Here is a 12980-nt window from a genome sequence, read left to right on the forward strand (position 1 = left end):
ATCAACTGTGGGAGTGAGCTTGCTCGGGGCCGCCATCGGACGATAGCGTCAGGTCAGTCAGTTCATGAGGCGCGGATCTACCGCATTCGTCCGATGGCGGCCCCGAGCAAGCTCACTCCCACAGGTTCCACAGAAACTCTTGAGGATGACTGCCGACATGAGCGAGCAACAGCCACTGTCCCCCGCCGAATTCGAACAGGCCCTGCGTGCCAAGGGGGCGTATTACCACATCTATCACCCTTATCACGTGGCAATGTACGAAGGCCGTGCGACCCGCGAGCAGATTCAGGGTTGGGTCGCCAACCGCTTCTACTATCAGGTGAACATTCCGCTGAAAGACGCTGCGATTCTGGCCAACTGCCCGGACCGCGAGATTCGTCGCGAGTGGATTCAGCGCCTGCTCGATCATGACGGCGCACCCGGCGAAGATGGCGGCATCGAAGCGTGGTTGCGTCTTGGGCAGGCCGTCGGTCTGGACCCTGATCAACTGCGTTCGCAGGAATTGGTGTTACCGGGGGTACGATTTGCCGTCGACGCGTATGTGAATTTCGCACGCCGTGCCAGTTGGCAGGAGGCGGCCAGCAGCTCGCTCACCGAACTGTTCGCGCCGCAAATCCACCAATCCCGTCTGGACAGCTGGCCACAGCATTACCCGTGGATCGACCCGACAGGCTATGAGTATTTCCGCACGCGTCTGGGGCAGGCCCGTCGGGACGTCGAGCACGGTTTGACGATTACCCTGCAACACTACACGACGTGGGAAAGCCAGCAGCGCATGCTGGAAATCCTACAGTTCAAACTCGACATTTTGTGGAGCATGCTGGACGCCATGACCATGGCCTACGAGCTGAACCGCGCGCCATACCACAGCGTCACTGATCAACGCGTCTGGCATAAAGGAATCGCCTTATGAGTTTCAACCGTCAACAAGTGCCGAGCTGGCGCCGGGGCTATCGCTTCCAGTTCGAACCCGCGCAGAATGGCCACGTGCTGCTCTACCCGGAGGGCATGATCAAACTCAATGAAAGCGCCAGCGCCATTGGTGGCCTGATCGACGGCCAGCGTGACGTGGGCGCGATCATCGCGATTCTCGACGAGAAATTCCCCGGCGTTCCGGAGCTGGGCACCGATGTCGAGCAATTCATGGAGGTCGCCCGTGCCGAACACTGGATCGAACTTGCCTGACTCAGTGCTTGAAAAAACCACCGTGCACATTCCGCCCACGCCCCCGGTCGGGCTGCCGTTGTGGCTGCTCGCCGAACTGACCTACCGCTGCCCGCTGCAATGTCCGTATTGCTCCAACCCGCTGGACTTCGCCAAACAGGGCCAGGAGCTGACGACTGAGCAGTGGTTCAAGGTGATGGCCGAAGCCCGGCAGATGGGTGCAGCGCAAATCGGCTTTTCCGGTGGCGAGCCGCTGGTGCGTCAGGACCTCGCCGAGTTGATCGCCGAGGCCCGTCGACTGGGTTTCTACACCAACCTGATCACCTCGGGCATCGGTCTGACCGAGCAGAAAATCATCGATTTCAAGGAAGCCGGTCTGGACCACATTCAAATCAGCTTTCAGGCCAGCGACGAGCAAGTGAACAACATGCTCGCAGGCTCGAAAAAAGCGTTCGCGCAAAAGCTGGAAATGGCCCGCGCCGTGAAGAAACACGGCTATCCGATGGTGCTGAACTTCGTCACCCATCGGCACAACATCGACCGCATCGACAAGATCATCGAGCTGTGTGTCGCGCTGGAAGCGGACTTCGTCGAATTGGCCACTTGCCAGTTCTACGGCTGGGCGCACTTGAATCGCGTGGGTCTACTGCCGACCAAGGATCAACTGGTGCGCGCCGAACGCATCACCAACGAATATCGCGAGAAGCTCGCGGCAGAAAAACACCCCGTCAAACTGATCTTCGTCACCCCTGATTATTACGAAGAACGTCCCAAAGCCTGCATGAACGGCTGGGGCAACCTGTTCCTGACCGTCACCCCCGACGGCACCGCACTGCCCTGCCATGGTGCTCGGCAGATGCCGATCCAGTTCCCCAATGTGCGCGATCACAGCATGCAGCACATCTGGTACGACTCGTTCGGCTTCAACCGCTTTCGTGGGTACGAATGGATGCCCGAGCCGTGTAGGTCCTGTGACGAGAAAGAGAAGGACTTTGGCGGCTGCCGCTGTCAGGCGTTCATGCTCACGGGCGATGCCAGCAACGCGGACCCGGTGTGCAGTAAATCGCCGCAACACGGCCTGATCACCCAAGCGCGCGACGAAGCCGAGTATGCTAGCCAGACCATCGAGCAACTGGCTTTCCGCAATGAACGAAACTCACGCCTCATCGCAAAATCCTGATCTGTTCTCTGCCGCCCAGGCCGTGGCGGCAGGCGTCGATTTCGCTGAACTGAGCGTCAGTCCCGCAGGCCTGTTCTGGAATGAATTCCGCCCGCAGGACGCGGCTTCGCGCATCTGGCGCTGGAGCGACGGCGCCACGACTTGCCTGACCCCGGACGGTTTCAGTGTTCGCAGCCGGGTCTACGAATACGGCGGCGGCTCGTTCTGCCTGACCGATGACGCCATCGCGTTCGTCAACGAGGCCGATCAGCAGATTTACGTTCAGCCTTTCGATTCTGAAGCCCCTCAGGCATTGACCGAAGGCGACAAGCGCTACGGCGATGTCCGATTCGCTCGCGGGCAAATTCTGGCCGTTGAAGAGGATCATGACGTACATCGCTTGGTCGCAATCGACCTGGACGGCCAACGTCACGTACTGGCCGAAGGCGCTGACTTTTATGCCTCCCCGGTGATGAGCCCGGATGGTAATCGCCTGGTCTGGATCGAGTGGTGGCGCCCGCATCAGCCGTGGACCTCGACGCGCCTACAAAGCGTTGAACGCCAAGGCGACGGCAACTGGAGTCGCGCGCATTGCCTGGCGGGCGGCTTGGGGCTGGAATCGTTGCAACAACCACGCTTCGACGCCCAAGGCCGTTTGTATTGCCTGACCGACCGCGCCGGGTTCTGGCAGCCGTGGGTCGAGACGCTGGATGGATTCAAACCGCTGCCTGCCGCCAAAGCCGATCACGCCCCCGCGCCTTGGCAACTGGGAGGGTCAAGCTGGCTACCGCTCGATGACAACGCCTATCTGGCGACGTGGTCGGAAAGCGGTATGGGCGTTTTGGGTATTCGTCTGAAGGAAAACGTAGACGACTTCAGCGGTGATTACAGTCGTTTCCGCAGCCTCGCGATGGACGATCAGTACATCTACTGCATCGCGGCTTCGGCGATCAGCCCTTCGGCCGTGTTGGCAATCAATCGCGCCGACAAGCGGGTTCACGTGCTCGCCGGAGGTGTTTCGCCCCTGCCCGCCGAACGCATCAGCCAGCCACAAACGCTGCGCTACCCCAGTGGTGGCGAAGAGGCGCACGGCTATTTCTACCCAGCGATGAACGGTGATGCGAAGCCACCACTGGTGGTGTTCATCCACGGCGGGCCGACGTCAGCCTGCTATCCGGTGCTCGACCCTCGCATTCAATACTGGACCCAACGGGGCTTTGCGGTCGCCGACCTCAACTACCGGGGCAGCACCGGCTATGGCCGCGCGTACCGCCAGGCGCTATTTCTGGAGTGGGGCGTGGTCGATGTCGAAGACGCCTGTGCGGTGGTTGAGTATCTGGGCAATCAGGGTCTGATCGATCCGGCCAAAGCATTCATTCGTGGTGGCAGCGCGGGTGGCTACACGACGCTGTGTGCGTTGGCGTTCAGGGACGTGTTCCGTGGGGGCGCCAGCCTGTATGGCGTCAGCGATCCTCTGGCACTGGCCGAGGCGACGCACAAGTTCGAAGCGGATTATCTGGACTGGCTGATTGGCGATCCGGACATCGACATGGCACGTTACAAAGAACGTACGCCGCTGTTACATGCTGATCAGATCAAGGCTCCGGTGATCTTCTTTCAAGGCGAACTGGATGCAGTGGTCGTCCCGGCCCAGACCCGCGACATGCTCCATGCGCTGCTGGAAAAAGGCATTGCGGCCGAGGGGCATTTCTACCCCGATGAACGCCATGGCTTCCGCAAGGCGGCCAACCTGGCGCATGCGCTGGAGACCGAATGGGCGTTTTATCGCAAGGTGATTGAGGGGTAACGTCAGAGACATCGCCCTTCGTTCCGGCGCCGCGCTGTCGCGCAGCAAACACTGAACCTGTGGGAGCGAATTCATTCGCGATTGGCCGGTATATCCGACGCATCTTTGTCGGATGCACCACCGCATCGCGAATGAATTCGCTCCCACAGGGTGATTTCGGTTCAGGGCTGGCCGCGCTTATTTCCGGCTAGCAATGATGTAAACCGCATGAATGATGCCGGGGAAATAACCCAGAATCGTCAGCAAAATGTTGAGCCAGAACGCCCCGCCGAAACCGACTTGCAGGAAAACACCCAAGGGTGGCAGCAGGATGGCGATAAGAATGCGAATGAAATCCATGGGTGAAGCTCCTGATTGAGAAGATGGCCCCGAGAAGGCCACACAGCTAATCGACCCTGCGCGATGGCAGGGGTTCCACCACGCCATATCAACGAGCCATCACCCACAAAAAAACGCCCCACACCCAGTTCTCCGGTGCAGGGCGAAGCGTAAATAACGCAAGACGGTATAGGGTTGCGTCAGGCCATCAGCCCGCTGGGCACGAACGACCGTTGAATTCGAGGGGATGGCGCCGGGCGTGCCGGACGCGTCGTGGAGCAGGGTTCCTGAACGTAGCCGGGCAGCGACTCCACGGAAGCTACGCAAGCCTGGCCTCGGGCGAGGAGCGCTGGAATGCGCGGGCTACGATTCGAGTGATCGCCCAGCACCACGATGTCTGCACAAACGCCGTAAGCATCTTCGCAAAGCAAGCCACCCTGCTGGCCGACAGTGCCCCGCGCCTCGTTGAAAATCAGCAGAATGTTCAGCGCCCGGCACAGCGCTTCCACGCCCTGCACATAGGCTTGAGTGGCGGGCGTTACCACGCTCTCACCCTGAATCGGCTCCAGAATGATCGCCACGGTGCGAGAATCCACGGCGGCCTCCATGGCAGCCAGGTCGTTGAACGGCACTCGACAGAACGCCGTCGCCATCGACTCGATCAACTCGTCGAAACGGCCACCACTGGCAACCACGACACCACAGTGCCCCCGCCGATGGTGTTCACCCCACAGACGTGCGAGCTTCATCGCCCCTACGCAGGCATCGTATTCGGCGGCGAAAAAGCCTGCCTGATCACTGCCGGTGCGTTGGCGAAGACGCTCCAGCGGGGGCAGCAAAGGCTGATCGACAGTTGCCGTCTCGGGCGCCTCGGCAGGACGTGACCGTTTGAACAGGTTCATGCGCGCAATCCTTCCAGTGGCAGGCCCAGCAAACGATCACTCCAATCCTCGACCCGGCCTGTGCGCAAGCGTTTGAGGGCGAGGTCGCGCCAGCGGGACGACAATGCCGGGCAATCGACGAGTTTTTTCAGGCCCGGGTGCTCCAGCGGCTCCTGATAGAAGCTGCGCAGCGCCCAGGCGACTGTCAGGCCGGGATAGCTGCGCTGAATCAGTTCGAACCTGTCGTCGGGGTTTACAAAACCGGGCCTGAGCACGCGGTAAAACCAGCCGCAACGCCCTGTGTCCTGGGCGTGTTGTGGCAACGCTTCGATGCCCCAACGGTGGCTCAAGCGGTAGCACGGCGAACGGGGCTGGCTGATTTGCAGCAGTGCTTCGCCCCAACGAAACATGTCACCCAGGCACACGTGCTCTTCAGTCAACCCGATGGACGACAGGTTTTCACCAAATGCAGGTGCGCCCCACTCGATTTGTGGGTAGTGCTTGCGCCAGTAGGCGTAATGCTCGGAAGGGTAATGATGCAAGGCGCGTTCAGGGCCGGTGTGAAAGCGCGGATCACCGTGCTCGTCGGTGCCCAGCCCTTGCGGCCACAGCCATGAGCGTCGGTTTAATCGGTGCTTGTCGATATCGCTGATCAATCCATGACCCAGATTTTTCGCTTTACCTATGTAAACACCTTCAACGCGAACGCTGTTCATTATGCTGTGCGGCCCTGTAACCCTTGTGAGTTGGGCGTAGACTATGCGCCTACCGTTTAAACAGCCATTTCGATTTTCCAGCCATTTCGATAAGAATCACTTATGGATTTCCGCCAACTGCGTTATTTCGTCGCGGTCTATGAAGAAGGCCATGTAGGGCGCGCTGCCGAACGCCTCTCGCTGTCACAACCGGCCCTGTCGCAACAGATCCGCCTGCTCGAACACAGCCTCGATGTCAGCCTGTTCGAACGCAGCAGCAAACGCCTGTTGCCGACCCTCGCCGCGCACACGTTATACAACCACGCCGTTCCGCTGCTGGACGGCATGCAACGTGCTCGTGATGCCCTGCGCAACTTCAAGGGGCAATCGCAACGGACGCTCGCCATTGGTGTAATGCAGACCGTGCACTCCAGCCTCGTGCCACAGATGTTGGAGCATGTGCGAAAAGCCCAGCCGCATCTGGTGGTGCAGATCTATGAGCTGAGCGCGATGGAAATCGAGCGGCGTCTGCTCAATGGCTCGCTGGACATCGGCATTAGTTACCTGCCAGCGCGCCAGCCAGGGTTACACGGCATGTTGCTGTACGAAGATGAACTGAAACTCGTCATCCCGGCCAATCATCCACTGCGGGAATTCAAGAAAGTCTCGATGAGTCAGGCGGCCGAGTTGCCCATGTTGCTGCTCGGCGAAGAGTTTCAAGTGAGACAGATATGGCAGACACAGTTGGGCAATCTGGGGCGACGCGCGCATGTGCAGGCCGAGTTGAACAACATGGCAGGGATTCTCGACAGCCTCGCGCACATGAAACTGGCGACGGTCTTACCGGGGCGGGCGGAGGATATTCAGGACAACGAGGAGTTGTTGTGGAAGCCACTGAGTGAGCCACGCGTGCCGCTGCAGATCGGGCTTTTGTATCGTGATGCGCAACGACAGCAGGCGACGCTGGAGTTGTTGAAGTCGGTGCTGGACGAGGTGGAAAAGCCGGTGTCTATACCTTGAACCACGGCTGGGAGCCGGCGCCGAGCAAGAGGTTTGGATCGGACGCGATCCTTGCGGGAGATTCTGTGGTGGCAGGTCAACCGCCTTGGTGGCGAAAGTGGCTGGGCTGACAACAGAATCTTTCAGGCGCACATAAAAGAAAACCCCGCCGAAGCGAGGTTTTCCAGACTGTTTCCCTTTTGATTTCCCTTTCTTCCCACCGTCCTGGCAGGCAATCCCTACGTGTCCCTGTTGTCTGTTTGCGCATCCTGCGCGACGTCCATGTGTGTAGATTAATGTTGGATCCATTAGAGCGATAGAGCTGATTGTCAGCACGTCGTGTAAGCAAATGCTTACACGACGTAAGCGGATCAGAATTGCGAAGCATCCAGAAGGTACAGAGGCTCGCTGCCCGCCTTCACCGACGCGACAAGCGACTGAATTCTCGGCAAAAGGCGTGCGAAATAGAAACGCGCAGTGCCGAGCTTGCTGGCATAGAAATCGTCCTGAGCCTCTTTGCCGAGTGCGGCTTTGGCCGACATCGCCCACATGTAGGCGTAAGCGGTATAGCCGAACACGTGGAGATACTCGACCGACGCCGCACCGATTTCGTTCGCGTTGGCCTTGGCGCGGTCCAGAACCCAGTTGGTCAATTCATCCAGTGTGGTGAGCGCCGCGTTCAATGGCTTGGTGAATTCGCCCAGGGAGCTGTCGGACGAAGCGATGAATTGGCGCACTTCCTCAGAGAACAACCGGTAGAACGCACCGTCGCTGGCGACCACCTTGCGCCCCATCAAGTCCAGCGCCTGAATGCCGTTAGTGCCTTCGTAAATCTGCGTGATGCGCACGTCTCGCACCAGTTGCTCCTGGCCCCACTCACGAATGTACCCGTGACCGCCGAACACCTGCTGACCCTGTACGGTGGTGTCCAGACCCATGTCGGTCAGGAACGCCTTGGCCACGGGCGTCAGCAACGCGACGAGCGCATCGGCGCGCTGACGTGTTTCGGCGTCTTCGCTGTACTTGGCGGTGTCCAGTTGCAGGGCAACGTACGTCGAGAAGGCACGACCGCCTTCGTTCAGCGCCTTCATGGTCAGCAGCATGCGACGCACGTCAGGGTGAACGATGATCGGGTCAGCGACTTTGTCTTTGAATTGCGCACCGGTCGGCGCTCGGCTTTGCAGGCGATCACGGGCGTATTCGATGGCGTTCTGATACGAGCGCTCGCCAGACGCCAAGCCCTGAATGCCAACCCCCAGACGCTCGTAGTTCATCATGGTGAACATCGCGGCCAAGCCTTTGTTCGGCTCACCGACCAGATAACCCTCGGCCAGATCGAAGTTCATCACGCAGGTGGCCGAGGCCTGAATGCCCATTTTGTGTTCGATGGAGCCACAGGAAACGGTGTTGCGTGCGCCGAGGCTGCCGTCGTCATTGACGAGGAATTTCGGCACCAGGAACAGCGAGATGCCTTTCGGGCCAGCCGGTGCATCCGGCAGTTTGGCCAGCACCAGATGAATGATGTTTTCGGTAAGATCGTGCTCGCCACCGGTAATGAAAATCTTGGTGCCGCTGATTTTGTAGGAGCCATCAACCTGAGGCTCGGCCTTGGTGCGAATGATACCCAGGTCGGTCCCTGCGTGGGCCTCGGTCAGGCACATGGAACCGGCCCAGATGCCCGCGTACATGTTCGGCAGGAACTTGGTTTTCAGTTCTTCGCTGGCATGGGTGTTGATCGATACACAGGCGCCGGAGGTCAGCATCGGATACAAGCCGAACGCCAGGCTCGACGAGTTGACCATCTCCTCGACCTGCGCGGACACAGCCTTGGGCATGCCCATGCCGCCGAATTCAGGATTGCCGCCCACGCCGACCCAGCCACCTTCGGCGTAGGTCTTGTAGGCCTGAACAAAGCCTGCCGGAGTGGTAACGACGGTATCTTTCCAGTGACAGCCTTCTTCATCAGCAGCACGGCTCAGTGGCGCAACGGATTTGCCAGTGACCTTACCCGCCTCTTCGAGGATCGCCTCGACGGTTTCCGCGTCCACGGTCTCGGACAATTCGGGCAACGTGGCCCAGAGCTTGGAGACCTCGAACACTTCATTGAGGACGAAGCGCATATCGCGCAAAGGCGCTTTGTAGTCAGCCATGGCAAACCTCGCAAACAGCAACAGATACCCGGAAATAGAGACACCACACCTCATCATGCGGCGTCGATGTGTCAGTTGATCCGAGTGTACAGGAACACCATTTGCGACACATAGGGTCAAGTAGTGACCATTAATCATTTTATGGTCACATATAAATGACAAAAATAAGCAGGCCTTCACAGGGTTTGTGAAAGCCTTTGATTACAAAGAAAAAGGAAAGAAATTCAGCTGGCGGCGGCCATTCTGACGGCGCCGCGCTTGTTCGTCTGACCGTAAGCGATGACGCAATTGCGACCGGCGCCTTTGGCGGCATAGAGCGCCTGGTCCGCTGCCTTCAACACTTCCTCGGGGTTGCGGTGCTCTGGCTGGCGCTCGGCCACGCCCATGCTGACAGTCACGGAAACCGTCGAGGCCTGAGCACCTGCGCGGCGCTGGCGCCCTTGCTGATCATCCTGCGGACGGCTGTCCTGATTACGTAGATGGATGGCGTAGTTGGCAATTGTCTCGCGGATGACTTCAAGGTGCGGCATGCACTCTTCGAGGGTCTTGCCCGCGAAAACGATCGCGAATTCCTCACCCCCATAGCGATAGGCGCGACCACCGCCATTGGTGATCTTCGACAGCTTGCTCGCCACCAGACGCAGCACCTGGTCGCCGACATCGTGACCGTGGGTGTCGTTGAATTTCTTGAAATGGTCGACGTCGCTCATGGCCAGTACGTAATTGCGCCCCAAGCGCTGCATCCGCTCGTTGAGCGCGCGGCGGCCCGGCAATCCGGTCAGTTCGTCACGAAAGGCCATTTGATACGCCTCGTGGGCAACCCCGGCAGCAATCATCAACATGACCTGGCTGCACATGATGTTCAGCGTGAACGGCAGGATGAACGTTTTCGGCAGCGCCCAGAACATGGCCAACAAACCCACCAGTTGCGCGGCATGCAGCGGGCGGGGCTTACGGATGTATTGAGCGATCAACACGCCGAAGGCTACCAGGAATGTCGCGTAGGACAATTGAATCAGGCTCATCCATTCGCCATGCAACGACGGCCAGCGAATGTCCGCCAGCCAAGCGAGCAGTGCTTCCGGAAAACTCTGCTCAAGCCCCAGCGCGACACCGCCCACCGCGAGCAACACAGCCAGCCTGGCGATCAGGTCCTGGCCGAGATGCGTGCGCTCTTCCCACGCCGCGAACAGGCCGTACATCACTGGCAACAATAGGCAACACAAGTGGAAGACCACAGCGGCGTCTTCTCGGACCTTTCCGTTATCGCGGTAGTAATCGGTTTGTGTATCGAGCAGGAAATACGCGACGTACACCGTGATCATCAGAAACAGTTCACGCTGGCGCTTGTAGACGCCGCAGTACGCGCCGCCAAGCAACAACACCAGAGTGGGCAATACGTTGAACAGTGACGTGAAGAATACGTTGAGGTCCTTCACATAGGCAGCCGCCAGCCCGGCGATGAATAACGCCAACGAAGGCAAAAAATGGCTGATCCGTGCAGCGGATGGGCGCAGCAAGAGGACTATCTCCGACCGGAATGAAGCGAGTTTAAATCAAATGGCACAGTGCCTGTATCGGCTGAGTAACAGATTTGATGAGAAAAAATTGTGCGTTGGATCACGGTTTGTTGCGGTGCGCACAGGGGCCTGACCCACAGGCACAAAAAAGCCGCTTGCCCCGAAGGACAAGCGGCTTTGAGGTAAAGCGCAGCGCGTAACTCAGTAAGCCAGGCCGAAGTGCTCTTCGTTCATGTCCATCAGGTTGTTGGCGCCCGACAACATGGCCGCAACGTGAGTACGGGTGCGTGGCAGGATACGCTGGAAGTAGAAACGCGCGGTTTGCAGTTTGGCGGTGTAGAACGCCTCTTCCGTGGTGCCCGCTGCCAGCTTCTCGGCTGCCAGACGCGCCATGTCAGCCCAGAAGTACGCCAGGCACGCGTAACCGGAGAACATCAGGTAATCCACCGAAGCAGCACCGACTTCTTCACGATCTTTCATGGCGGCCATACCGACCTTCATGGTCAGCTCGCCCCATTCTTTGTTCAGTGCAGCCAATGGCGCGATGAATTCGCTGACTGCTTCGTTGCCTTCCTGAGCCTGACAGAACTTGTGCACGATCTTGGTGAAGCCCTTCAGCGCTTCGCCTTGAGTCATCAGCACTTTACGACCCAGCAGGTCGAGGGCCTGAACGCCAGTGGTGCCTTCGTACAGCATCGAGATGCGGCTGTCGCGCACGTTCTGCTCCATGCCCCACTCAGCGATGAAGCCGTGGCCACCGTAGATTTGTACACCGTGGTTAGCGGATTCAAAACCGACCTCGGTCATGAACGCCTTGGCGATCGGGGTCATGAACGCCAGCAGACCATCGGCTTGCTTCTTGGCATCGGCGTCTTCGCTGTACTTGACGATGTCGACCTGTTTGGCGGTGAAGTACACCATCGCACGTGTCCCTTCGGCGAAGGCCTTCATGGTCAACAGCATGCGACGTACGTCAGGGTGAACGATGATTGGGTCAGCGGCTTTGTCCGGCGCTTTCGGGCCAGTCAGCGAGCGCATTTGCAAGCGTTCGCGGGCGTATTTCAGGCCGCCCTGGAAGCCGATTTCGGCGTGAGCCAGACCTTGCAATGCCGTGCCCAGACGCGCGGTGTTCATAAAGGTGAACATGCAGTTCAGGCCCTTGTTCGGCGGGCCGATCAGAAAGCCCGTAGCGCCGTCGAAGTTCATTACGCAGGTGGCGTTACCGTGGATGCCCATCTTGTGCTCGATGGAACCGCAGTTCACAGCGTTGCGCTGACCGATGCCGCCTTCGGCGTTCGGCACGAACTTCGGCACGATGAACAGCGAAATGCCTTTGGTGCCCGCAGGCGCATCAGGCAGGCGGGCCAGCACGATGTGGACGATGTTATCGGCCATGTCGTGTTCGCCAGCGGAAATGAAAATCTTGGTACCCGAGACTTTGTACGAACCATCGGCCTGAGGTTCAGCCTTGGTGCGCAGCATGCCAAGGTCGGTGCCGCAGTGAGGCTCAGTCAGGCACATGGTGCCGGTCCACTCACCCGACACCAGCTTGGTCAGGTAAGCCTCTTGCTGTTCAGGGGTGCCGTGTTCGGAGATGGTGTTCATCGCGCCATGGGACAGGCCTGGGTACATGCCCCACGACCAGTTGGCTTCACCGACCATTTCGCTGACCGCCAGACCCAGCGACTCAGGCAGACCCTGGCCGCCATGGGCAACGTCGTGGGCCAGGCTTGGCCAACCGCCTTCGACGAATTGCTTGTAGGCTTCTTTGAAACCCGACGGGGTTTTCACGCCGGACTCACTCCAGGTGCAGCCTTCGGTGTCACCGACGCGGTTCAGCGGCGCCAATACCTGCTCACAGAACTTGGCGCCCTCTTCCAGAATGGCGTCGACCATGTCAGGCGTGGCGTCCTGGCAGGCTGGCAGACTCTGGTAGTGCGCTTCGTAGCCGAGCAACTCGTCACGAACGAAGCGAATATCACGCAAGGGGGCCTTGTAGTCAGGCATAGCGATAAACCTCTGCTGATGAATCCTTGAATTGGATGACCGTAGGGTCACTGTGGGGACTGGCCCCGCTCCTCGATATCTGCTTTTGTTCGAGGCTCAAACAGGTGTTTGAAACATACGTTTACGCCCATTGAGTTGTCAAGGGCGCATCGCGAACCTTTCATCAACGCTGCGCAAAACGTCATGCACGCGACCACGCACAACGCACGAAACGGGTCGGGGCAATAGAGAAGAGTCTAGTTGAGGAAGCGCTCTGGAACGGCCTTTAGAACGCCGCGAT

At 59.1% G+C, this 12980-nt stretch carries 11 protein-coding genes; 5 read left to right on the forward strand and 6 right to left on the reverse strand.

Annotated elements, in window-relative coordinates; translation table 11 throughout:
- The first annotated feature begins 157 nt into the window (after positions 1-157).
- From pqqC to ACI5GA_RS14120, 4 genes are read left to right on the forward strand one after another with little or no spacing between them, the layout of a single operon-like run.
- A complete protein-coding gene (gene pqqC, locus ACI5GA_RS14105; protein ID WP_421423037.1) occupies positions 158-913 on the forward strand; it encodes a pyrroloquinoline-quinone synthase PqqC in 756 nt (251 codons plus the stop codon).
- A complete protein-coding gene (gene pqqD, locus ACI5GA_RS14110; RefSeq protein ID WP_421423038.1) occupies positions 910-1185 on the forward strand; it encodes a pyrroloquinoline quinone biosynthesis peptide chaperone PqqD in 276 nt (91 codons plus the stop codon). Before pqqC ends, pqqD begins: the two co-directional genes overlap by 4 nt.
- On the forward strand, positions 1157-2344 hold the full coding sequence (gene pqqE, locus ACI5GA_RS14115) for a pyrroloquinoline quinone biosynthesis protein PqqE (protein WP_421423039.1): 1188 nt from the start codon (positions 1157-1159) through the stop codon (positions 2342-2344). The genes pqqD and pqqE overlap by 29 nt, the downstream gene beginning before the upstream one ends.
- On the forward strand, positions 2310-4130 hold the full coding sequence (locus ACI5GA_RS14120) for a S9 family peptidase (RefSeq protein WP_421423040.1): 1821 nt from the start codon (positions 2310-2312) through the stop codon (positions 4128-4130). Before pqqE ends, ACI5GA_RS14120 begins: the two co-directional genes overlap by 35 nt.
- A gap of 177 nt (positions 4131-4307) precedes the next feature.
- On the opposite strand, the gene ACI5GA_RS14125 is transcribed toward ACI5GA_RS14120, so the two are convergent.
- The 3 genes from ACI5GA_RS14125 to ACI5GA_RS14135 all read right to left on the reverse strand — a co-directional run bounded on the left by ACI5GA_RS14125 (position 4308) and on the right by ACI5GA_RS14135 (position 6045).
- Positions 4308-4469, reverse strand: a complete 162-nt coding sequence (locus tag ACI5GA_RS14125; RefSeq protein WP_404636591.1) for a YqaE/Pmp3 family membrane protein — start codon at positions 4467-4469, stop codon at positions 4308-4310.
- Positions 4470-4648: 179 nt separating this feature from the next.
- Positions 4649-5350: an aminotransferase class III-fold pyridoxal phosphate-dependent enzyme gene (locus tag ACI5GA_RS14130; RefSeq protein ID WP_404636592.1), complete on the reverse strand. Its 702-nt coding sequence runs from the start codon at positions 5348-5350 to the stop codon at positions 4649-4651.
- Positions 5347-6045, reverse strand: coding sequence for an MOSC domain-containing protein (locus tag ACI5GA_RS14135; RefSeq protein ID WP_421423041.1), 699 nt, complete (start codon positions 6043-6045; stop codon positions 5347-5349). The genes ACI5GA_RS14130 and ACI5GA_RS14135 overlap by 4 nt, the downstream gene beginning before the upstream one ends.
- 102 nt (positions 6046-6147) lie before the next feature.
- On the opposite strand from ACI5GA_RS14135, the gene ACI5GA_RS14140 reads away from it, so the two are divergent.
- Positions 6148-7044 carry a LysR family transcriptional regulator gene (locus ACI5GA_RS14140; RefSeq protein WP_404636594.1) on the forward strand — a complete coding sequence of 299 codons (897 nt, stop codon included), beginning with the start codon at positions 6148-6150 and terminating at the stop codon, positions 7042-7044.
- 350 nt (positions 7045-7394) lie between these two features.
- Here the strand turns inward: ACI5GA_RS14140 and ACI5GA_RS14145 are convergent, their stop codons facing one another.
- The 3 genes from ACI5GA_RS14145 to ACI5GA_RS14155 all read right to left on the reverse strand — a co-directional run bounded on the left by ACI5GA_RS14145 (position 7395) and on the right by ACI5GA_RS14155 (position 12700).
- Entirely contained in the window at positions 7395-9173 is a 1779-nt protein-coding gene (locus tag ACI5GA_RS14145) for an acyl-CoA dehydrogenase C-terminal domain-containing protein (RefSeq protein ID WP_404636595.1), read from the reverse strand.
- A gap of 224 nt (positions 9174-9397) precedes the next feature.
- Positions 9398-10693 (reverse strand): GGDEF domain-containing protein, encoded by a 1296-nt coding sequence (locus ACI5GA_RS14150; protein WP_404636596.1) that lies wholly within the window; start codon positions 10691-10693, stop codon positions 9398-9400.
- Between the two features lie 201 nt (positions 10694-10894).
- Positions 10895-12700, reverse strand: coding sequence for a phenylacyl-CoA dehydrogenase (locus ACI5GA_RS14155; protein ID WP_421423042.1), 1806 nt, complete (start codon positions 12698-12700; stop codon positions 10895-10897).
- Positions 12701-12980 lie beyond the last annotated feature (280 nt).

The sequence above is a fragment of the Pseudomonas sp. Pseu.R1 genome (assembly GCF_045764065.1).
Classification (GTDB): Bacteria; Pseudomonadota; Gammaproteobacteria; order Pseudomonadales; family Pseudomonadaceae; genus Aquipseudomonas.

Coding starts and splice junctions, on each gene's coding strand:
- ACI5GA_RS14125 (WP_404636591.1), bottom strand. CDS start 4,469: ATGGATTTCATTCGCATTCTTATCGCCATCCTGCTGCCACCCTTGGGT.
- ACI5GA_RS14130 (WP_404636592.1), bottom strand. CDS start 5,350: ATGAACCTGTTCAAACGGTCACGTCCTGCCGAGGCGCCCGAGACGGCA.
- ACI5GA_RS14140 (WP_404636594.1), top strand. CDS start 6,148: ATGGATTTCCGCCAACTGCGTTATTTCGTCGCGGTCTATGAAGAAGGC.
- ACI5GA_RS14145 (WP_404636595.1), bottom strand. CDS start 9,173: ATGGCTGACTACAAAGCGCCTTTGCGCGATATGCGCTTCGTCCTCAAT.
- ACI5GA_RS14155 (WP_421423042.1), bottom strand. CDS start 12,700: ATGCCTGACTACAAGGCCCCCTTGCGTGATATTCGCTTCGTTCGTGAC.
- ACI5GA_RS14135 (WP_421423041.1), bottom strand. CDS start 6,045: ATGAACAGCGTTCGCGTTGAAGGTGTTTACATAGGTAAAGCGAAAAAT.
- ACI5GA_RS14120 (WP_421423040.1), top strand. CDS start 2,310: ATGAACGAAACTCACGCCTCATCGCAAAATCCTGATCTGTTCTCTGCC.
- pqqC (WP_421423037.1), top strand. CDS start 158: ATGAGCGAGCAACAGCCACTGTCCCCCGCCGAATTCGAACAGGCCCTG.
- pqqD (WP_421423038.1), top strand. CDS start 910: ATGAGTTTCAACCGTCAACAAGTGCCGAGCTGGCGCCGGGGCTATCGC.